Consider the following 19,982-nt stretch of genomic DNA (forward strand, 5'->3'; position numbering starts at 1 on the left):
GAATCCCCCGTCCAACCGGGGCACTGTCGTTCCCGGCCACTTTTCCGCGCGGCGCGGACGGCAGAGCACGAAAGCGGCGTGTGAGCGGCGCACACCCCGGCGCGTTCGACCCGTTCGAGTGAGCCCTGGCATGGTGCCTCCGACCTCGGGCAGTGATCATCCCGAGCGTCGAGTCGATCACTCGCCGGCCGCTCCGACCAGGGACGATCGAAGGGGGACCTCATGTTCCGCACCACCTCGCGCACCCGTCGCACCCGCCGTGCGCTCGTGACCGCGGCCGCCGCGCTCCTGCTGTCCGGCTGCACCGCGGTCGGGCCCGACGCCCCCGCGGCCCCCGGCGTTCCCTCCGGCAAGGCGGCCCAGGACGCGCTCCTCAAGGCCGCCGAGCATCGACTCGTCGTGGACTGCCTGAGCGGCCGGGGGCTCTCGCTGACGTCCAGGCCCCGCGCCCCGGACGAGGAGCGGAAGCTCCGGGCGGCGCTGTTCGGCGCCGGTCCCCGAGAGCTCTCCGTCACCCTCGCCACGGGCGCCACCGTCACGGCCCACGAGGACGGCTGCGTCGCCGGTGCCCGGCAGCGGCTCTACGGCGACCAGCGACGCTGGTTCCGGGCGCAGGTCGTCGTCGACAACCTCCGCGCCGAGGCCCAGGCCCGGATGCGCGCCGACCCCGCTCACCGAGCGGCACTCGCCCGGTGGACCCGCTGCGTGACACCTCCGGACAGCCCCCGCCCCGACCGTCCCGATCCGGCCGTCGCCACCCGCTGCTCCCGCGAGAGCGGACTCGACGAGGTCCGCGAGCGGCTGGAGGCCGCCGAGCTGGCCACCGTGCGCGCGCTGCGCCGGGACGAGCTCACCACATACCGGCAGCTGCGCGACCGCGCGCTGCGGCAGGCAGTCGAACTGCCCGCGCCCACCCACCCGCAGAAAGGCACCACCCTCTCGTGAAGCGACTTCTCGTCACCACCGCCGCGGCCCTGTTCGCCGCCACCGCCGGTCTCGCCCTCGCGACCTCCGCCGGCGCGGCCGAATGCCCCAGCGGTGAGTTCTGCGTCTGGCAGGACTCCGACTTCGGTGGCCAGCGCGCCAACTGGAGCGGGGACGACGGCTGGTGGGAGAGCTGGATCTCCGACACCGACTCCTCCTGGGCCAACCACGGCATCTCCGGACCCGGCATCAAGGACCACGTCAAGGTCTACGAGAGCGCCTGGCAGGGCGGCGGCATGACCATCTGTCTCGCCCCGGGCCAGGAGGTCGGCTACAACGGCGCGGCCAACGACCGGGGTGACTCCCACATCTGGTCGATGGGCTGCTGACCCGGTCCACGTGCCCTCCCCGCGTCGTGGCACGGCCGCCCGTGCCCCTTTCCCGCCGTCGACCGGGCGGGAGGGGCACGGGGTGGTCCGTCAGCTCTCGTCGCCCAGCCACAGGTCGGGTCCGAAGACCTCGTAGTGGATGTCGGCCGCCGCGACACCCCGGCCGACGAGGTCGCCGCGGACCGCGCGAAGGAAGGGCAGCGGCCCGCAGAGGTACGCCGTGACGTCGGCCGGCAGGTCGAGGGTCGTGACGTCGGCGCGGCCCGTCAGGGCGCCGGAGTCGCGCGGCTCCTCGTACCAGAGGTGCAGCGTTCCGTGCGGCAGCGCGTCCACGAGCCGCCGCAGTTCGGCGGCGTGGGCGTGGGACGCGGGCGTGCGGTCGGCGTGGACGACGACGACCGGCCGGGTCGAACCCGTGGCCGCCAGGTGGTCGAGCATGGCCAGCATCGGGGTGCTGCCGATCCCCGCGGAGGCGAGCAGCAGCGGGCTCTCGCCCTCGGGCAGGACGAGGTCGCCGAACGGGGCGGAGACCTCCACCGTGTCGCCCGCGCGCGCGTGGTCGTGCAACCAGGACGAGACCTCACCGGCCGGGTCGCCGGCGACCCGCTTGACGGTGATCCGCCACTGCGGGTGACCGGGCGCGGCGGACAGGCTGTACTGGCGGATCTGCCGGGCACCGTCGGGCAGGGTGACCTGGACGCTCACGTACTGGCCCGGCCGGAACGCTGCCGTGGGCGTCCCGTCGGTGTGCCGCAGGACGAAGGAGACGGTGTCGGGCGTCTCCTCCCGCCGCTCGGCGATCTCCATCGTCCGCCAGACCTGGCCCTCGGCGACCCCGGTCTGCTGGTAGAGCCGAGTCTCGACCGCGATCAAGGCGTTGGCCATCAGCCAGTACACCTCGTCCCAGGCCCGTGCGACCTCGGGCGTGACCGCGTCGCCGAGGACCTCGACGATGGCGGCGAAGAGGTGCTCGTGCACCGTCTTGTACTGCGCGGAGGTGACGCCGAGCGAGGCGTGCTTGTGGGCAATCCGCGACAGCATCACGTCGGGACGCTCGTCCGGCCGCTCGACGAGGGCGACGGCGAAGGCCGCTATGGAGCCGGCGAGTGCCTGCCGCTGCTCGCCGCTCGCCTGGTTGCCCCGGTTGAACAGGTCGCGCAGGAGCTCGGGGTGGGCGGCGAAGAGGCGCCCGTAGAACCGCTCGGTGATCCTGTCGAGCGCGCCTCCGACGGCGGGCAGGGTGGCGCGGACGACGGGGACGGCCTGCTCGGACAGCATGGCAACTCTCAATCTGGTAGATGATCTGCGTATTTAAAAGCGTGCCCGCGCGCCGTCGGGCGCGTACGGCTCAGAGGGTGGGTCGCGGGGTGAGGGAGAGCAGCAGGGGGCCGGTCGGGGATTCGACCAGCTCCGCCACGGTCAGCGGGTCGAGTGCGCGGTAGAACGCCTCCTGCGCCTCGCGCAGCGCCCCCCGCAGTCGGCAGGCGGTCCGCAGGGGGCACGGCGGGTCGCCTTCGCAGGCGACGACCTCCTCCTCGCCCTCCAGGGTGCGGGCCAGCCAGCCCACCGAGGAGCGGCGACCCCGTTCCGTGAGGGCCAGACCGCCGCCACGGCCGCGCCGCGCCTCGACCACGCCCAGGTGCTGGAGCCGGGTGACCACCTTCGCCATGTGGGCGTAGGGCACGTCCATCGAGTCCGCCACCTCGCGGGTGGTGACGGATTCCTCCGGTGCGGTGACCGCCAGGCGCATCACGGCGCGGAGTGCCAGGTCGGTGAACTTCGTCAGCCTCACGCCGTGACCGTATCAAAGCGGTATCCGGCATACGTATTAAGGGTCCCGCTATGCGCGGGAGGAACGTTGCCGGTGGTGCAGCCACACCCACCAGCCGCCCGAGGCCAGGCAACTGGTGGTGAGGACGATCCCCACGACCGGCCACCGCCCGTCCGCGATGCGGATGTCCGTGACGATCACCAGGAACAGGGCGACCGTCGGCAGCAGAACGGAACCGAAGGCCTTCAGCCCCGCACGAGCCATGACGGGGTCGAGCTGCCGGCTCCGCCGGGAGCGCGGGTCCGGGGAGCCGGCGTAGAAGACGGTGGCACGATCGGTCATGTTCGTGGTGCCCCGGTAGTAGCCGTGGGCCATGTACGGGAGCCAGACCAGGGGCGCCACCAGGCCGACCAGGAACACGGCGCCGAGGAGCGCCCACCTGCCGACGCGGACCCATCGTCCGGATCCGTCGTCCGGCGTGACGAGGCCGAGGAGCTTCGCCATCCGGATGATCAGGTCCCGGAACCCCGCCACGCGCCCCCGGTCGCCGTCGCCTCCTGGCCGCGTGGCGGTCCGGTCGAGCGCGGTCCTGGCGGTATCGGTGTCCTCGTACACCCCTTGCAGGACGAGCAGTTCGGCACCGCGCTGGGGGTCCGTGGTGTCCCGCCCGTCGACGGCGGCGATCTCGAGCACCGTGCGCACCTGCGTGAGGAGCGCTCCGCAGAAGGCCACGGGGATCAGCAGCAGGAAGGGGCCGCCGACGAACGCGCCCTCCGCCGTCACCGCCCGTCGTCCACGCGACACGACCAGGGCCCGCAGCGCGGCCGCGTCGGCCTCCGGATGGGCTTCACGGAGTCGGGCGACGCGCGGACCGACCCCCGGTCCCAGATGGCGCAGAGAGAAGGACGCGAGCGACTCCGGGAGCCTGCCGGGCTCCGCCAGGATCTCCTTGAGCAGGGATCCGGCGAGCCCGGCGGCCGGTGCCGCCCGCGTCCTCTTCCGCACGTCCGGGTGCGCCTTCCTCTGTGCGCTCCTGGGGCTCAGGCCAGGACCTTGGCCTTCGCCTTCTCGAACTCCTCCGGGGTGATCGCGCCCTTGTCCTTCAGCTCCGCGAGCCGCGCCAGCTCGTGGGCGGCACCGCCGCCACCGCCCTCCTGGGGGCCGGCGGTCTTGCGGATGTAGTCCTGGAACGCGGCCTCGCTCTCCTTGGCCCGCTTGACGTCACGCTCGCCCATGCCCTTGCCCCGGGCGATGACGTAGATCAGCACGCCGAGGTACGGGAGCACGATGCAGAAGATCAGCCAGCCCGCCTTGGCCCAGCCGTTCAGAGAGTGGTCCCTGAAGATGTCGCCGATCACCTTGAAGAGCAGGAACAGCCACATGATCCAGAGGAAGAACCACAGCATGGTCCAGAAGAGGTTGAGGAGAGGGTAGTCGTCCATTCCGGCGCACTCCGTTCCCGCACCGGCCGGGGAGGCCGGGCATGCAGCGAGTTTCACCCAGCCGGGCCGCCTCCGCATGTCGTGGCCACTCCACGTGCGGGCCGCCGGCCGCCGTGGTCGGATGGAGGCCGCGTACCGCACGAGGAACGGAGTGCCATGGGGCCGGTGGAATGTGTCGTGCTCGCCTTCCCCGGAGAGCGGCTGAAGGTGGCGGCGGTGACGGCCCTGGCGGACCTGCGCAGAGCGGGCCAGGTGCGGCTCATCGACTCGCTCGTCGTGGTCAAGTCGGTCGGCGGGGAAGTCTCCACCTCCGAACTCGTCGAGTACGAGGAGTACGACGAGGCCACCGCCGAGATCGGCCCCGAGGTGAACCTGCTCGGCCCCGAGGACGCCGAGGAGGCGGCCGAGACACTCGAACCCGGCTCGTGCGCCCTGATGCTGCTGGTCGAACACGTCTGGGCCGCCCGCGCGGCCGACGTGGTCCGCGAGGCCGGTGGCCGTATCGCGGGGAACGTGCGGGTGCCGCCCGAGTACGTCCGGCAGGCGCAGGAAGCCCAGCGCGAGGCCACGGCCGCCGCCATGACCGGAAGGAGCTGACGATGTTTCTGCGACGCCGTCCGCTCGGACGCCCCGTCATCCGGCCCGCCGGAGCTCCGCTCCTCCGCGGCGCGCTCGTCGGGGGCGTGGCCTACGCGGCCGGCCGGAGCTCCGCCCGGGCCGCTCGCCGCGAACAGGACCAGGAGGAGGCCATCGCCGATCTCCAGGCCCAGCAGCCGTCCACGGCCGCCGCTCCGCCGGCACCGAGCGCGCCACAGGCCGCCGCACGCGTCCCGGTCGCGCCGGCCCCCGTCGCGCCGGCCCCCGTCGCGCCGGCCCCCGTCGCGCCGGCATCCGGCGGAGCGTCCTCGGTGACCGATCAGCTTGTCCGGCTCGGCGAACTCGCCCAGCAAGGGCTGCTCACCCCGGAGGAGTTCACGGCTGCCAAGGCCACACTCCTCGGCGTCTGAGGAACTCGGCGCGCCGGCGCGCAGAGGAGCGTCCGCCAGTCATCGCCCCGCCAGGCACGGCCCCGCCAGGCACGGCCCCGTGGGTCGCCGTGCCTCACTCGCCGCGCTGCAGACTCCGTGCTCCGGGCGCCGCCCGTTCAGGCGCCGCGCAGGGCCGCGAGCGCGCGGTCGGCGTGGGCGCTCATGCGCAGCTCGCTGCGGACGACCTCCCGCACCCGACGGTCCTGGCCGATCACGAACGTCACCCGCTTCGTCGGCGCGAGCGAGAACCCGCGCTTCACGCCGAACCGGTCGCGCACGGCACCGTCCGGGTCCGACAGCAGGGGATAGCCGAGGGAGTGCCGCTCGGCGAACTCCTGCTGCCGCTCCACCGGATCCGTGCTGATGCCGACGGGCAGGGCACCGACGGCGCGGAACTCGGCCGCGAGGTCCCGGAAGTGGCAGGCCTCGGCGGTGCAGCCGGGGGTGAGGGCCGCCGGGTAGAAGAAGAGGACGACCGGCCCTTCGGCCAGCAGGCCGCTCAGGGAACGTGCGGCCCCCGTCTCGTCCGGAAGGCTGAAGTCCTCGACGAGGTCACCGACGTTCATAGAGGCCCGTCCCCGATCCGTACGTGCTCCGCCACCGGCGCCTCCGGTGGCCGGCCGGTGACGTTACCGCACGGTAGGACCCGCCGTCACCCTGTCGGGCGCCGGGTCACGCCCTGTCGAGTCCGGTCAGGCCTGGTGCGCCGCCGCCGTCCCCGTCGCCGCCGTCCCTGTCGGCACTGTCGCCGTCGCCGCCCCGCTCCGGGCCGCGGTGCGCCGGTCGAGCACGGTGAGGGCGCGCTCGCCCCAGCGCAGGTTCTCCTCCTCGAAGAACCGGCCGCGCATCAGCGTCAGGTACGGGCCGACCCGCTCCGCCTCGTCGAGGTACGTCTCCTCGTCCCGTCCGGCGAGCATCCACTCCCGCAGCCGGTCGTAGCGGGCCAGCTTGGCCCGCGACGTCTCCATCCGCTGCGCCACGAACCCCCGGACGGCCGCCGTGTCGCCCCCGTCGCAGGCCTGGACCTGCACCAGCAGTTCGTCGCGTACGGCGCTGGGGCGCGGCGGTGTGGCCGTGTAGGCGGCCAGATCCCGCATCCCCGGCTCGGTGAGGCTGAACATCCGCTTGTTGGGGCGCCGTTCCTGCTCCACCACACGTGCCGTGATCAGACCGGCCTCGGCGAGCTTGTCCAGCTCGCGGTAGAGCTGTTGCGGGGTGGCGGCCCAGAAGTTGGCGACGGACACGTCGAAGATCTTCGCAAGGTCGTATCCGGATGCCTCGCCCTCCAGGAGAGCTGCGAGGACGGCGTGCTTGAGGGACATCCCGACACGCTAGCAGCACGTTGAATAGTTTCCTCCGCACCTATTCAACCGGCGATCCCCAGGCCGGACGGGGGTCCTACGCTGGCACGTCCGTCCGGCGCCTGCCTAGGCTGGAGGGAGGGGACGGCAGATCCGAGGGGCAGCGCGATGGACAGCCACACGTTTGTCTATACCACCTATATCCGGACCACCCCCGACGAGCTCTGGACGGCGCTCACGGACCCGGCGTTCACGCGGCGGTACTGGGGTGTGGCCTTCGAGAGCGAGTGGACCCCCGGAGCCCCCATGGTCTGGGACGAGACCGGACGCCGGACCGCCGACCCCGAGCAGGTCGTCCTGGAGGCCGAGCCGGGCCGCCTCCTCTCGTACACCTGGCACACCTTCACGCCGGCCTGGGCGGAGGCCGTACGGCTCGGCCAGGACGTGTACGAACGGCTCGCCCGGGAACCCCGGTCCAAGGTGACCTTCCGGATCGAGCCCTCGGGCGACACGGTCAAGCTCACGGTCACCCACGGCGACCTGGACCCCGACGGCCTGATGAAGGGGATGATCGGCGAGGGCTGGCCCGCGCTGATCTCCAGCCTCAAGTCCCTTCTGGAGACCGGCGAGGAGCTCCCCGAGCCGCCCCGCTGACCCATTCGAGTCGTCTCGGCCGCCACTCGGCCGCCACGCCCGGTCCCTTGATCATCCGTTTCTCCTTTCATCGGATTTGATGCTGTGGTCGGCATCGCCCGCCGACGCCCTGGTCGTCGTCGGAAAGGGGAGGGTGTGTCGGACCCGTCGTCACGCAGACACGTACGGGGGTGGGGAGCGCTCTCCCTGGCCGTCGGAGCCGTTCTCGTCAGTACGGCGGCCCAGTCGCCCGCCGATCCCGAGCCGCGTTCCTTCGCGGTCCCGGAACCCGCCGCCCTCGTCAGGGTGGACGGCTGCTCCACCGGAGGCGTTCTCTGCTCCGCGCCCCGCCGCACCGTCGCGCTCCGCGGCGGGCCCGTTCTGACGGGGAAGGCGTTCACCCTCGCGGGCCGGGTCTCCGGGCCTGTGGAACTCGCGCTGCGCACCCCCGGGGTCCTCGCCGACGTCACCGTCACCGATCAGCGCGGCCGCCGCGTCGCAGGGACGCCGAGCGTCGACGGCACCCGATGGACCAGCGTCGCGCCGCTCCCCGCGGGCGCCCGGTACGCGGCCCGCCTCGTCGTCGAGCGGGCCGGCGCCCGGGGCCCGGACCGCCACCTCGCCCGTCTGGACTTCCGTACGGTGGCGGCTCCCGCCGGGGAACGGTTCACGGTCACCTTCGGACCCGGCGACGGCGGCACGTACGGCGTGGGCCAGCCGGTCACCGCCGAACTCAGCCACCCCGTACCGGCGGACGAACCCGAGGCCCGGCGAGTCGTCGAACGCGCCCTCCTCGTACGGACCGAGCCCCATGTCGAGGGGGCCTGGTACTGGGTCGACTCCGACACCCTCCACTACCGGCCCCGCGCGTACTGGCCCGCCCGCACCACGGTCCGGGTGCGCAGCGGCCTCGACGGGGCCATGGTCATCGGCGGTCTGTACGGCGGCCGCTCACGGCCCGTCACCTTCACCACCGGGGTCCGGCTCGAAGCGGTCACGGACGTCGCCGCCCTCAGGACGACCGTGTTCCGGGACGGCGAACCGCTCCGCACCTTCCCGGTCACCACCGGCAAGGCCGGCTACCGCACCCGGGGCGGCACCAAGGTCGTCCTCGGCAAGGAGCCGCTCGTCCGGATGCGCGGCGACTCCATCGGCATCGCCCGCGGCAGCGGCGACTACTTCGATCTGAAGGTCCGCTGGGCCACCCGGGTGACCTGGAGCGGTGAGTACCTGCACGCCGCCCCCTGGTCGCTCGACGCACAGGGCAGCGAGAACGTCAGCCACGGTTGCATCGGCATGAGCACGGAGGACGCCGCCTGGCTGTTCTCCACCGTGCGCGAGGGCGATCTCGTCCGCGTGGTCAACGGGTACGGCGCACTCATGACCCCCTTCGACAACGGCTTCGGCGACTGGAACCTCAGCTGGCCCGAGTGGCGCCGGGGCAGCGCCTTCGCCCCGGGCGCCGCGGCGCCCCGCTCCGGAAGCGCCGCGGCCGCCCTCCGCCCGGCACTGTGACCGCTCGGGGGTCCGGCATCGGTTCAGCGCTCCGGTGTCGGGCCGTCCGCCTCGGTCGGCATCTCCGGTGCCGTGGGAACCCCCGCCGGAGAGGGCGCACCGATGCTCCGCCTCGGGTGCCGCCGCGACTCCGCGCCGACCAGGACGCCCGGGGGCGATCGCGGCCACGGTGACCCGGGCGAAGTCCGGCTCGGCGTCCGACCACGCCGCCGTGGCCGCGGGGCGGTCGCCCTGCGGCCGAGGGCGTGTCCTACCGGTACTCGACCGTCAGTGTCACCGGCGTCGCCTGGTTCACGAAGAGGTACGCGGTCCCGGTCGGCGCCGACGAGAACCCGAGCCGGAACTGCGTGACCCCGCTCCGGTTCAGCGCCGCGAGCGCTTCCGCCGACAGGTCCGTCGACACCGCGCTCCCCGACGTGAACGCGTCGACGCGCGCCGCGCCCGCCACCGTCGCCGCCGCCGACCAGTCCGCCGGCTCGACCGCGCAGCCGCCGAAGCAACCCGTGCGCAGGTCCACCTGCAGCCGGTTGCCCGAGGGCGACGCCCACGGATCGCCCGAGCCGCTCGACCTGGTGACGGTCAGCCAGGCCCGGGTGACCTCCTTGCCGGCCGGGATCCGGGAGGTGTCGAAGGAGACCACCGACCGGTTCACCTTGCCGTCCGTCCCCCGCCCCAGCGCGAGCCCGTACGCGTCCTCCAGGGTGCCGACCGCCGCGCCCGAACCGTCCGCCGCCGCCTTCACGTACCCGTCCTCGGCGTCCGTGCTCGACAGGATCGTCCGGTCGCCCGCGGGCGGGGGCGTGCCGGTGCCGCGCAGCGCCCGCACCATGCCCATGACCGCCTCGATCTGCTTCCCGCCGTGCCGGGCGTAGGCCGTGTCACCGAGGTAGCCCCACCAGTTCCAGCAGCCGTTCGGGTTCTCCAGGGTCGTGGTCGGTGCCGCCTGCGGATACAGCACGATCATGTCGTTGGTGTCCGCGTACTCGTTCAGGTACGCGTTCTCGACGAACCGGGTCCCGAAGCCCTGGTACGCGTATCCCTGCTTGCAGCCGTGCAGGGCCACGAGCAGCTTGCAGCGCGCTCCCTGCGCGCACGAGGCCGGGACGTACGCGAAGCCCTCCGCGCCCATCGACAGGGCGGCCGCCGAGCCGCCCGGCGCGTACGCGTTCTGGTCGAAGCGGATCAGGGAGCCGCCGGTTCCGGACCCGGGCGCCGTGACCGCGCCGAAGAGATGCCCGAGCAGCGCCCCCTCCGCGTCGATCCCGCAGTTGTTGAGGAACGGAGTCTGCGTCACCGTGCAGGAGTTGGGGCCGAGCGGAGTGATCCAGGCGTGTCCCGCCGCCGTCGACCGGTTGTACTGGACCCGCGCGCCGAAGCGGCCGTAGTAGTCGGCGAGCGCGTCCGCCACCGGCCGCTTCACCGTGGTGTCGCCCGAGCCGCTGAACACGTACACCGGGTCACCGGCCAGATTCGCCACCGGATCGACCTGGCCCTGCGCGGACCGGTCGCGCGTGGCCTGTTCGAGGGCGGCGAGCTGAAGGTTCTGCGTGGTGTCCATACAGGCGTTGAGCGCCGTGGCGAGCTGGCCGCGCGCGCAGTCGTACGGCCCCGACGCGAACGCAGCCGAGCCCTGGAACGTACCCGAGTACGCGACGTGCAGCTGGGTGGCCATGTACCCGCCGGACGACACCCCGGCACTGAACACGGAGCCGATGTCGTAGCCCTGGAGCGTGCCGGGCACGGGCGGGGGAGCGGCGGCCCCGGCGGGGGACGCGGTGGGACACAGGGTCGCGGCGACGCACAGCAGCAGCGCCGCGAAGCGGCGTGGCCCGCGGCGACGGAGGGGACGGGGTGAACGCATGGGATCTCCCGGGCGGCTCGTTCCTGACGGAGGGTCGGCCGGGAGGTTATGGCCGGTCCGGAGCCCTCCTCCATGGGCGAGGACGCCACAATCCGGCCACTCCGGTATGGCGGCCCGTCACCTGGCAGCCGCCGTGGGCCCGCCCGACGCGAGCTGCGAGGATGCGGTCATGGAACACCACGAGGACAGGGACGGGCTGCTGGCCGAGGCGGTCACGCTGCGGGGAGAGGGCCACCGGGAAGAGGCCCGCGAGCGGCTCGTCGCCCTCGCCGCCCGGCACCCGGAGGACGCGGAGATCGCGTACCAGACGGCCTGGGCGCACGACGTCCTCGGGCTGGAGAAGGAGGCCGTGCCGTACTACGAGCGCGCCCTCGCGGGCGGCGGGGCCACGGGCACCGGGCTCACCCCCGAGGACCGGCGCGGCGCGCTCCTCGGCCTCGGCAGCACCTATCGCGTCCTCGGCCGCCACGACGATTCCGTCGCCCTCCTGACGGGCGCCGTCGAGGAGTTCCCGGAGGACGGGTCCCTGCGGACCTTCCTCGCGATGGCCCTCTACAACACCGGGCGGCACCACGAGTCGACCCGGCTGCTGCTCCGCCTGCTCGCCGCCACCAGCGAGGACCCGTCCGTACGGCAGTACCGCCGGGCCATCGAGCACTACGCCGAGGACCTCGACGCGATCGAGTGAGCCGTGGACGGGCCGCTTACCGTCGCCCGTTCACCGACGGCGCCGGGTCACCCGCGTCGTCGGTCCACCGCCGCGGTCCGGTCCGAGGCGGCCGTCAGTCGTTCACCGCCGTCAGGAGCACCACCGCGTCGTCCAGGGCGGTGATCCCGTGCCGTTCCCTGAGCACCCGCAGCGTGCCCGTCGACAGCTCCTCCGCCCGGCCCGCCATCGTCAGGTTCACCCGGCCCCGCAGCACCTGGAGGCTCGCCGCCGGCGGCGCGTTGTGCTCGTCGAGGGACGTGCCCGCCGTCAGGGCGATGACGGACTGCCGGAGCACCCCGTCGTGCATGATCAGATGGGCGCTGCGCCCGTGCGGTGCGGTGCGGGCCGCGGCCATGTGCTCGTCGGCGAGGGCGGTGAGGTCCAGCTTCATGACTCTCCCTGCGGGATGCGCGGGCGGATACCCCCAGCCTCCCGTGTGACGTCCGGGACGCAACTCGGGGCCGCCTGTCCGGAACGCACCACCACGATCGCGCCCGCGGCGACGAACACCCCGGCGGCGAGCAGCGCCGCGGACCAGCCGTGCTCCGCGTACAGCCAGGACCCGGCGAGGGAGCCGAGCGCCCCGCCGCAGAAGGTGGCCAGCATGAAGACGGTGTTGACCCGCGCGGCCACCTCCCGGCCGATCCCGAAGATCCTCGCCTGGTTGGCCACCTGGCAGGAGCTGACCCCGGCCACCAGCAGATTCGCCGCCGCGACCAGGCCCACGGCGGAGTGCGGGACCAGGCCGGCGACACCGAGCCCGAGCCCCGCGAGCCCCAGGCCTCCGGCGCTCACCCGAGGTGCCCCGTACCGGTCGGTGAGCGGTCCCGCCGTCGCCGAGAGCAGCGCGGCGGGCAGGGTCAGAACCCCGAAGAGCCCGGCCATCCCCGGCCCGTACCCCAGCGGCGGCGCCGCCAGGTGGAAGGCGAGTACCGCCCAGAAGACACTGAACGCGGCGAAGACACAGGCCCCGAGCAGCGCCGAGACCCGCAGCGCGCGATGGGCCGCCAGGAGCTTGGGCAGCCCGGCGAGCAGCCTGGCGTACGAGGTGCGACCGCGCGCCCCCAGCCGCTCGGGCAGTCGGCGGGGCAGGACGCACAGCAGGGCCGCCGTCGCCACGGCGGCCACGACGTAGGCCGCCCGCCAGCTGCCGCCGGCGTCCGTGACGGCACCCGAGACCGTACGCGAGAGGGTCGAGCCCAGTGTGAGCCCGAGGCCCACGAGCCCCACGGCCCGGGCCTGCCGCCCGGGGCCCGCGAGCACGGCCGCCACCGGGGTGAGGATCTGCGGAAGCACCGTCGTGGTGGACAGCGCGAGCGTCGCCAGCGTCAGCGTGACCACACCGGGTGCCGCCGCCGCGACGAGCAGAGCGGTGGTGGTGAGGGCGAGTAGCACCGAGGTCAGGCGTCGGAGCCGCGCCGTGTCGGCCAGCGGTACGAGCAGCAGGATGCCGAGCGCGTACCCGATCTGCGCGGCCGAGGCGACGAGTCCCGCCGTCCGCTCCGACACGTCGAGGCCCCGGGCGACAGCGGCGAGGAGCGGCTGCGGGAAGTAGATGTTGGCGACGGTGACGGCGCCGGCGACCGCGAAGAGCGGGACGTTCACCCGCAGGGGCCGCTCGGACGCGGTGGCGGGGGTCGGGGCGGTGGTGCGAGGGTCCACGAAGTCTCTTCCGTACGGGGGAGGGGAACACCTCCAGGCTCCCGGCGCCCGGCCGTGCGGAACAAGCTGTCATCATGAAACCGGCGTTGAGTCACACTCAACGATCACAGGGGTCGTGCAGGAGGTCCGGTGCTCGAACGGTACGAGATGGAAACGTTCCTCACGCTCGCCGAGGAGCTCCACTTCGGACGCACCGGCGAGCGTCTCGGCGTCTCCACCGGCCGCGTCAGCCAGACGGTGAAGAAGCTGGAGCGCCGCGTGGGCATCCCGCTCTTCGCCCGCACCAGCCGCAGCGTCGTCCTCACCCCGGTCGGTCTGCGCCTGTACGAGGACCTCCTTCCCGCCTACGAGCAGATCCGTACGGCCCTGGAGCGGGCCACCGGGGCCGGACGCGGCGTCCATGGGCGACTGCGGGCCGGCTTCGGCACCCCCTGGGACGCCGAACTGCTCACGGCCGCCGCCGACGCCCTCGTCGACCGCCATCCCGGCTGCGAGATCACCGTCCGCGAGGTCCCCCTCGACGGCGGAGTCCGGCCCCTCCAGGACGGCGAGCTCGACATCCTGCTCGCCGCCTTCCCCGTGCGCGAGCCGGAGCTGACCACCGGCCCCGTCGTCGTCCGCGACGACCGGGTGCTGCTGCTGCCCGCCGCCCACCCGCTGGCCGGACGACCCTCCCTCGGCCTGGAGGACCTCGCCGAGCTGCCCCTGATCACCACCGCGGGCGCCCACCCGCGCCATTGGCTCGACCACCACTACCCCCGGCGGACCCCGTCCGGGGCCGCCATCCCGCGGGGCCCGGTCGCGGCCACCTGGCAGGAGGTCCTCTCCCATGTGACGGCGGGCCGGGGCGTCACCCCGGGCGCGGCCCTGGGCGCTCGTTACCATCCCCGGCCCGGCATCGCCTACGTCGCCCTGCGGGACGCCCCGCCCCTGGAGTACGGCCTCGTCTGGCCCACCGCCGCCGACTCCGCCCTGATCAGGGCGTTCGTGGCGGCGGTCGGGGCCGTACGAGAGGCCTGACCCCGCCCGTTCAGTCTCCCTCGCGGGGAACGAGGGCACCCGTGAGATGGTCGTACGCCACGTGCGCGTGCAGCCGGACGCCGGTGACGAGGGTGCCGTCGTCCGCGTAGAAGTGCGGGTTGTGATTGGTCACCAGACCGCGTCCACCGGGCATGGGCACCGGTCGCCCGGACTCGTCCAGGGTGGCGTCCTGGACGCCGAGCATCACGTACAGGCCGCCGAAGCGGCTCACGAACTCGGACACGTCGTCGTACCCGAGTGTCGCCCCCGTCTCCAGCACCCGTTCCCCGCCCGCCACACGGCGGAGGGTCGGGAGCCCCGCCTCCACCCACGGCCTGCTGTTGTGCACGGGGGGCACGGGCTGCAGGTACTCCACCGTGGCCGTCGCCCCGAACGCCGCCGCCGAATGCTCCGCGAGCACCGTGAGACGCTGCTCGACCTGTGCCATGTCGGACTCCACGGCACACCGGACCGTGCCCCACAGCGTCACCGTCTGCCCGACGATGTTGAAGCGGCCGACGTCCTCGACGTGGCCGATGGACACCGTGACCGGGGCGAACGCCGACACCTGCCGGTACAGCTGGCCGATGCCCGTCAGGACCGCCCCCACCGCGGGCATCGGATCGATCCCCTCCCAGGGCGTGGAGCCGTGGGTCTGCTTCCCGGTGACGACGATGCGGACGAGGGCCGAGGCGCCGTACTGATTGCCGATGCGGTAGCCCACGTACCCCTTCGGGTACGGCGTCACGTGGAGCCCGAACGCCATCGTCGGCACCGGGTCGGCGAACGCGCCCGCCTCGATCATCGCCCGCGCCCCGCCCTCCTCGGTCACCGGCGGGCCCTCCTCTGCGGGCTGGAAGACGAAGAGCACGGTGCCCGGCAGCCGGTCGCGCACCCCCGCGAGCACCGTCGCCGCGCCGAGCAGCGCCGCCGTGTGGCAGTCGTGTCCACAGGCGTGCGAGACGGGGAACGGGCCGCCCGGATAGTCGGCGTCGACCACATCGGAGGCGAAGTCCGCCCCGCACAGGTCCTGGACCGGCAGCGCGTCCATGTCCGCCCGCAGCGCCACCACCCGCTCGCCCGCGGCCCCGCCGCGCAGCACACCCACGACCCCGTGCCCGGCGATGCCGGTACGGACCTCGTCCAGGCCGAGGGAACGCAGGTGGTCCGCCACCAGGCGGGCCGTGTTCACCTCACGGTTGGACAGCTCCGGACTCCGGTGCAGACGGTGCCGCCAGGCCACCACCCGATCCGCCACCTCGGCCGCCCGCTCGTCCAGTTCGTCGTGGATCGCCTCGCCGCCCAACGTGACTCCCTGTCGTTTCGTCCGATGCCGATCGGCCGTGGTCATGGGGTACGTGCTCCACCAGGCTGCCACCCCCGGCGGCACCCGGCACCGTCCCGGCGCGGATCCGCCGCACCCTCACGACCGTCGAACCGGCCGTCTAGCCGATCGTCACCACGCGCGCCCAGTCGGGCGGGGTGTCCGGCTCGTAGTCGGGATCGTTCTCGATCCACGAACCGCCCGGCGACCCGTCGCGGGGGAACAGCCCCACCACCGTCCGGCAGGGCGGCCGCTCGGCCGGCCATGGGGTCTGGCCGTCCGTCAGGACCACGACGACGTCGGGCCGGGCTGCCGTCCGCAGCGCCCGTGAGAAGCCCGTACGGAGATCCGTACCGCCGCCGCCCACCAACGGGATGCCCTCGGCACGGCACAACGGATGCACGGTACGGGCCGCCGCGTCGCACGACATCACGGTCACCAGGTCGCGACGCCCGCCCACGGCCCGGGAGATCGCGGCCACCTCCAGGAGCGCGCCGCCCAGCTCCGCGTCGCTCACCGACCCGGACGTGTCCACGATCACCGTGACCCGGGGCGGTCTGCGCCGGAGACTCGGCAGCACGGCACCCGGCAACCCCGCCGAGCGCCGCGACGGCCGGCCGTACGAGTAGTCCTCGCCCGCGCCGGAGGCGGATGCCGCCGAACGGACCGCGGCCCCCAACAGGTCCCGCCACGGCTGCGGCGGGTGGAAGACCTCCTCCGCCCACCGCTTCCATCCCTTCGGCGCGCTCCCCGGGCGGCCCTTGACGGCCTGCGCCACCCGGAACCGGACGCCGTCCTGCTGCTGCTCGCTGAGGCCTTCCGCGCCGTCGGGCCCCAGATCCCACTCCCGTTCCAGCCCGTCGGCACCGCTGCCGCAGTCCAGCCAGGCGAGGTGCTGCATCCCGGATCCGAGGCCGATGCGGCGCAGGTAATCCTCCATCAACTCGCCGGAGGAGAGCCCGAGGGACTCCGGAGTGACCGCGTCCTCGGGCATGACCAGTCCGTCCCCGAACACGTCGTCGTTGATCTCGCAGTCCGCCGCGATGTTCATCAGCAGCCTGGCGCCCGGCCCGGTCAGACCGCGCTCCCGGGCGACACGGTCACCGCGCCCGTGGTGGTCGCGCAGGAGATGCGACACCTCGTGGACCCACACGCCGGCCAGTTCCTCGACCGGTGTCCGGTTCACGAAGACCGGCGAGACGTAGCAGCGCCAGTGCCGGTCGACCGCCATCGTCGGCACACGGCGTGACTCGACGACGTGGAGGGCGAACAACGCGGTCGCCAGATAGGGCCGGGCCCGGACGGCGAACAGCCGGGCGGCGAAGAGCTTGTCGAGGTCGAGCGCCTTCCCCGCGGCGGTGTCCACCCCGGAATCGGTGTCCGCACCCGTGCCCAGGTCCGCGTCCGTACCCGTCTCCGCACGCGCGCGCGTGGCCGTGCTCATCGCGCGCCCGCGGCGGAGGCCGCGCCGCTCACGCGCCGCGCGCCGCTCGCGACCAGGGTCGCCGCCTCGTCCGCACGCCGGGACATGGAGACCGCCCCCGCGAGCCGTTCGATGGTGGGTGGCACGTCCCACTCCGTACGGCGGAGCGCGGCGAGCGTGGTCGCCGGGACGACGACGAGATCGGGCGCACCGGTCTCCGCGGCCCTGGCGAGCAGGGCCCAGGCGGCCTCCCACCGGGCCTTCTCGGGGCGCGCCCCGACCGCGGCCACGACACCCTCCAGCGCGGCCTGACGCAGATCCCCCCGTTGCGGCAGCTCGGCGCCGGACGGGTCGGCGAGCAGTGTCTCGGGGTCGGGGAGGTCCAGCCGGTCCAGACTCGCGAGGAGTTCGAGTCCCGGACCGTCCCCGACGGTGCCCCTGACCAGGAGCGAGATCACCTCGCGGGAGGACCCGGCGGCGGTGGCGAAGGCGATGAGGCGCAGGCTCATCTCCCAGCTGCGGGGCGAAGGCCAGGCGCCACCCCGCCGGGTCTCCCCGCCGGGCAGCCGGTGGACGAGCGTGGGGCGGGTGGCGAGGAGTCCGCACACCGCGCGCCGGGCGTGGTCCACGGCGTGCGGCAGCAGCTCGGGGTCGAGCCGGGGCAGAGTCGCCCGCGGCCAGGTGCCGCCGAGTCCCCGGACGACGACGTCGTGGTCGTGGGTCCACTGGAGGTGCACGAAACGGTTGGCCAGCGGTGGACTCAGCTCCCAGCCGTCGGCGGCCGAGGCCCGCGGGTTGGCGGCGGCCACGATCCGTACCCCGGACGGAAGCCGCAGGGCGCCGACCCGCCGCTCCAGGACGAGCCGGAGCAGCGCCGCCTGCACTGCCGGTGGGGCGGTGGAGAGTTCGTCGAGGAAGAGCAGACCGCGGCCGGCCTTCACGAGCCGTACCGCCCAGTCCGGCGGGGCCATCGGAACGCCCTGCTCGGCGGGATCGTCCCCGATCACGGGCAGTCCCGAGAAGTCGGACGGCTCGTGCACGCTGGCGATCACCGTCGTGAGCGGGAGGTCCAGGGACTCGGCGAGCTGGGTCAGCGCGGCCGTCTTGCCGATCCCCGGCTCGCCCCAGAGGAGTACGGGCAGGTCGGCGGCGACCGCGAGGGTCAGGGCCTCCAGCTGGTCGTCGGGGCGTGGCTCGGTCGTGGAGTCGCGGAGCAGCGCGAGCAGTGCGTCGGCGACGTCGAGCTGAGCGGCGGAAGGCGTGTTCAAGGGCATGGGTGATCACCTGTGGGTTCGTCGTCGGTGGGCCGGTACATGTGGGACCGCCGGTACCGGCGACAGGGCGCCGGTGGGACCGGTGGGCGGTCCGGTACCGCTTCGATCAGAGGTCGTGGCTGTGGCGAGGGCGGGCGCGATGGCCCCGAGGGCGGTCCTTCCCGGGCAGCACACGTCCCGGTCCCGGGCCGTAGAGGTCCGCCCGGTAGAGCCCGTACGCGATCCGCCGCCGGGCTGCCGACTCCAGCGCGTCCCGCAGCGCGCCGTTGCGCAGCGCGGCGCCGGGACCGAGCAGACCCTCGACGACGGCCAGCGCGCCGGCGGTGTCGCCGTGGTCCAGACGTTCGCGGACACCGGCGAGGCAGTCGGGACGTCGGTGGGCGTCGTCGATGGCCTGGAGGCAGGGGAGGGGAGGTCCGCCCAGCGCGACCAGGAGCTCCTCCCGCAGGATCTCGGCGGGGGAGTGGTCGAGCGGAGCGAGGACCCCGTCGGACAGGCCGATCCGGTGCCGGACTCCCCGGCAGTCCACCGGACGTGGCTGTCCGGGCGGATCGGCGGCCGGGGCCGGCCCGGCGGGCCGGTGGTCGGGCACCAGCGCCGATGCGACCAGCGGATGCAGCCGCCCGGCCTCGATCAGACCGGAGCGCAGCAATTCCAGATCGGGCAGCACCCAGGTCGCGGCGTCCGGCAGGGTGGGCAGCGCCCGCACCGCCGGGGGAGGCGTCCCAGGGGCGGCCCAGGCCACGGCGCCGGCCCGCACGTCGAGCACTACCTGCCGGCGGGCCCCGAGTCGGACACGGACGTGCCCGGAGTCCCGCCCTTCGGCCCGGAGCAGGATCCCGGCCTCCGCCGCCCAGCGGTCGACGGCGCGCCCGGGTGCCTCCTCGTACGGCAGGGGCGGATCAGCGGTCCGCCCCGCGTCCGCCCCGGAACGGACCCGCAGCTCGTCGCTGCGCCGCGCGTCCCAGAGATGCCGGTGGAGATCCAGTCGGTACCGCTGACTCGGGCGCGGATGCGGATGGCGGCGCTCACCGACCGCGGAACGGGATCCGTCCCACAGTGCGAGGCTCATCCGCTGTCCGGCGTCCGCCCACGCGGGCGCGGTCCGCACCACGAGGTACACCGAGTGGGAGGCGATGTCCCCCACGTCGTCGTCCCCCGCGTCCTTCCCGGAGACCTCGTAGCGGGCCAGCGGGACGGTGAGCCCCGGGCGCAGGACTCCGTCGGGAGCGATCCGCGGCATGTGCCAGCGCAGCAGGTCGGGAGCGAGTCGCCGGAGATCCGCCCTGACCAGGGCGGCGAGTTCCCGCCCGTACGCATGGGCGGCGGACCGGAGGTCGAGATCCACGTCGACGCCCGCGGCGGCACAGGCCCCCGCCCAGTCACCGGCGGTGCGCCGGAGTCCGGCGGTCTCGATCATGGAGGGCGGCACGGCGAACTCACGCACGCGCAGCCAGAGGGAGAGGCGGGAATCACCGTTCGCGGTATGAGTGAGCATCAGCACTCACCTTGCGCGGACGGGACCCCCGATCTGATAGCAGAGTAGGTCGTCATCACGATGATCGTATCGAGGGGCGCGCGACGGGACCAGAGGTTTTTCTCCGGACGGAGCCGGCACCGAGCCGCCCACCGCACGAAGGCTCCGCCGGCCGGCCCGGGAGGCCGGGCCGACGAAACCCTGCACGGTGCTCCCCAGGGCCTGTCGT

21 protein-coding genes are annotated in these 19,982 nt (G+C 73.7%); 8 read left to right on the top strand and 13 right to left on the bottom strand.

What is annotated here, in order from left to right:
• Positions 1-222 precede the first annotated feature (222 nt).
• Positions 223-945, top strand: coding sequence for a hypothetical protein (locus tag IF00_RS41085; RefSeq protein ID WP_051820074.1), 723 nt, complete (start codon positions 223-225; stop codon positions 943-945).
• Positions 942-1,313, top strand: a complete 372-nt coding sequence (locus IF00_RS0111125; protein ID WP_030316927.1) for a peptidase inhibitor family I36 protein — start codon at positions 942-944, stop codon at positions 1,311-1,313. Before IF00_RS41085 ends, IF00_RS0111125 begins: the two co-directional genes overlap by 4 nt.
• A 90-nt stretch (positions 1,314-1,403) precedes the next feature.
• Here the strand turns inward: IF00_RS0111125 and IF00_RS0111130 are convergent, their stop codons facing one another.
• The 4 genes from IF00_RS0111130 to IF00_RS0111145 all read right to left on the bottom strand — a co-directional run bounded on the left by IF00_RS0111130 (position 1,404) and on the right by IF00_RS0111145 (position 4,526).
• On the bottom strand, positions 1,404-2,591 hold the full coding sequence (locus tag IF00_RS0111130; RefSeq protein ID WP_030316929.1) for a globin domain-containing protein: 1,188 nt from the start codon (positions 2,589-2,591) through the stop codon (positions 1,404-1,406).
• 70 nt (positions 2,592-2,661) lie between these two features.
• Entirely contained in the window at positions 2,662-3,105 is a 444-nt protein-coding gene (locus IF00_RS0111135; protein WP_030316931.1) for an RrF2 family transcriptional regulator, read from the bottom strand.
• Between the two features lie 48 nt (positions 3,106-3,153).
• Positions 3,154-4,089 (bottom strand): hypothetical protein, encoded by a 936-nt coding sequence (locus tag IF00_RS0111140; protein ID WP_051820076.1) that lies wholly within the window; start codon positions 4,087-4,089, stop codon positions 3,154-3,156.
• Positions 4,090-4,124: 35 nt separating this feature from the next.
• Positions 4,125-4,526 (bottom strand): SHOCT domain-containing protein, encoded by a 402-nt coding sequence (locus IF00_RS0111145; protein ID WP_030316935.1) that lies wholly within the window; start codon positions 4,524-4,526, stop codon positions 4,125-4,127.
• Positions 4,527-4,682: 156 nt separating this feature from the next.
• On the opposite strand from IF00_RS0111145, the gene IF00_RS0111150 reads away from it, so the two are divergent.
• Positions 4,683-5,123, top strand: coding sequence for a DUF6325 family protein (locus tag IF00_RS0111150; RefSeq protein WP_051820078.1), 441 nt, complete (start codon positions 4,683-4,685; stop codon positions 5,121-5,123).
• A 2-nt stretch (positions 5,124-5,125) separates the two neighbouring features.
• Positions 5,126-5,533 carry an SHOCT domain-containing protein gene (locus IF00_RS0111155; RefSeq protein ID WP_078944624.1) on the top strand — a complete coding sequence of 136 codons (408 nt, stop codon included), beginning with the start codon at positions 5,126-5,128 and terminating at the stop codon, positions 5,531-5,533.
• A 137-nt stretch (positions 5,534-5,670) separates the two neighbouring features.
• On the opposite strand, the gene IF00_RS0111160 is transcribed toward IF00_RS0111155, so the two are convergent.
• On the bottom strand, positions 5,671-6,120 hold the full coding sequence (locus IF00_RS0111160; RefSeq protein WP_030316940.1) for a peroxiredoxin: 450 nt from the start codon (positions 6,118-6,120) through the stop codon (positions 5,671-5,673).
• Positions 6,121-6,246: 126 nt separating this feature from the next.
• Positions 6,247-6,876, bottom strand: a complete 630-nt coding sequence (locus IF00_RS0111165; protein WP_030316943.1) for a PadR family transcriptional regulator — start codon at positions 6,874-6,876, stop codon at positions 6,247-6,249.
• Between the two features lie 147 nt (positions 6,877-7,023).
• On the opposite strand from IF00_RS0111165, the gene IF00_RS0111170 reads away from it, so the two are divergent.
• Together IF00_RS0111170 and IF00_RS0111175 are read left to right on the top strand one after the other, a co-directional pair.
• Positions 7,024-7,509, top strand: a complete 486-nt coding sequence (locus IF00_RS0111170) for an SRPBCC family protein (RefSeq protein WP_030316945.1) — start codon at positions 7,024-7,026, stop codon at positions 7,507-7,509.
• A gap of 135 nt (positions 7,510-7,644) precedes the next feature.
• Positions 7,645-9,003, top strand: coding sequence for a L,D-transpeptidase (locus IF00_RS0111175; protein WP_030316946.1), 1,359 nt, complete (start codon positions 7,645-7,647; stop codon positions 9,001-9,003).
• Between the two features lie 250 nt (positions 9,004-9,253).
• Here IF00_RS0111175 and IF00_RS0111180 read toward each other — a convergent pair whose 3' ends face one another.
• Entirely contained in the window at positions 9,254-10,864 is a 1,611-nt protein-coding gene (locus IF00_RS0111180; RefSeq protein ID WP_030316948.1) for an extracellular catalytic domain type 2 short-chain-length polyhydroxyalkanoate depolymerase, read from the bottom strand.
• A 169-nt stretch (positions 10,865-11,033) separates the two neighbouring features.
• Between IF00_RS0111180 and IF00_RS0111185 the strand changes: the two genes are divergently transcribed.
• Positions 11,034-11,552, top strand: coding sequence for a tetratricopeptide repeat protein (locus IF00_RS0111185; protein WP_030316950.1), 519 nt, complete (start codon positions 11,034-11,036; stop codon positions 11,550-11,552).
• A 94-nt stretch (positions 11,553-11,646) separates the two neighbouring features.
• On the opposite strand, the gene IF00_RS0111190 is transcribed toward IF00_RS0111185, so the two are convergent.
• The gene (locus IF00_RS0111190) at positions 11,647-11,964 is read right to left on the bottom strand and encodes a cupin domain-containing protein (protein WP_030316952.1); all 318 of its coding nucleotides are present in this window, start codon (positions 11,962-11,964) and stop codon (positions 11,647-11,649) included.
• Entirely contained in the window at positions 11,961-13,235 is a 1,275-nt protein-coding gene (locus tag IF00_RS0111195; RefSeq protein ID WP_030316954.1) for an MFS transporter, read from the bottom strand. The genes IF00_RS0111190 and IF00_RS0111195 overlap by 4 nt, the downstream gene beginning before the upstream one ends.
• Positions 13,236-13,364: 129 nt before the next feature.
• Between IF00_RS0111195 and IF00_RS0111200 the strand changes: the two genes are divergently transcribed.
• Positions 13,365-14,255 (top strand): LysR family transcriptional regulator, encoded by an 891-nt coding sequence (locus IF00_RS0111200; protein WP_037637976.1) that lies wholly within the window; start codon positions 13,365-13,367, stop codon positions 14,253-14,255.
• A gap of 10 nt (positions 14,256-14,265) precedes the next feature.
• On the opposite strand, the gene IF00_RS0111205 is transcribed toward IF00_RS0111200, so the two are convergent.
• The 4 genes from IF00_RS0111205 to IF00_RS0111220 form a co-directional block, all read right to left on the bottom strand.
• The gene (locus IF00_RS0111205) at positions 14,266-15,606 is read right to left on the bottom strand and encodes a M20 metallopeptidase family protein (protein WP_245234479.1); all 1,341 of its coding nucleotides are present in this window, start codon (positions 15,604-15,606) and stop codon (positions 14,266-14,268) included.
• A 94-nt stretch (positions 15,607-15,700) separates the two neighbouring features.
• Positions 15,701-17,023, bottom strand: coding sequence for a vWA domain-containing protein (locus IF00_RS0111210; protein WP_078944625.1), 1,323 nt, complete (start codon positions 17,021-17,023; stop codon positions 15,701-15,703).
• Positions 17,020-18,276 carry an AAA family ATPase gene (locus IF00_RS0111215; RefSeq protein ID WP_030316961.1) on the bottom strand — a complete coding sequence of 419 codons (1,257 nt, stop codon included), beginning with the start codon at positions 18,274-18,276 and terminating at the stop codon, positions 17,020-17,022. The genes IF00_RS0111210 and IF00_RS0111215 overlap by 4 nt, the downstream gene beginning before the upstream one ends.
• A gap of 106 nt (positions 18,277-18,382) precedes the next feature.
• Positions 18,383-19,774, bottom strand: a complete 1,392-nt coding sequence (locus tag IF00_RS0111220; protein WP_030316962.1) for a hypothetical protein — start codon at positions 19,772-19,774, stop codon at positions 18,383-18,385.
• Positions 19,775-19,982: the final 208 nt, after the last annotated feature.

It is taken from the genome of Streptomyces flavochromogenes (genome assembly GCF_000717595.1).
Lineage (GTDB): Bacteria > Actinomycetota > Actinomycetes > Streptomycetales > Streptomycetaceae > Streptomyces > Streptomyces flavochromogenes.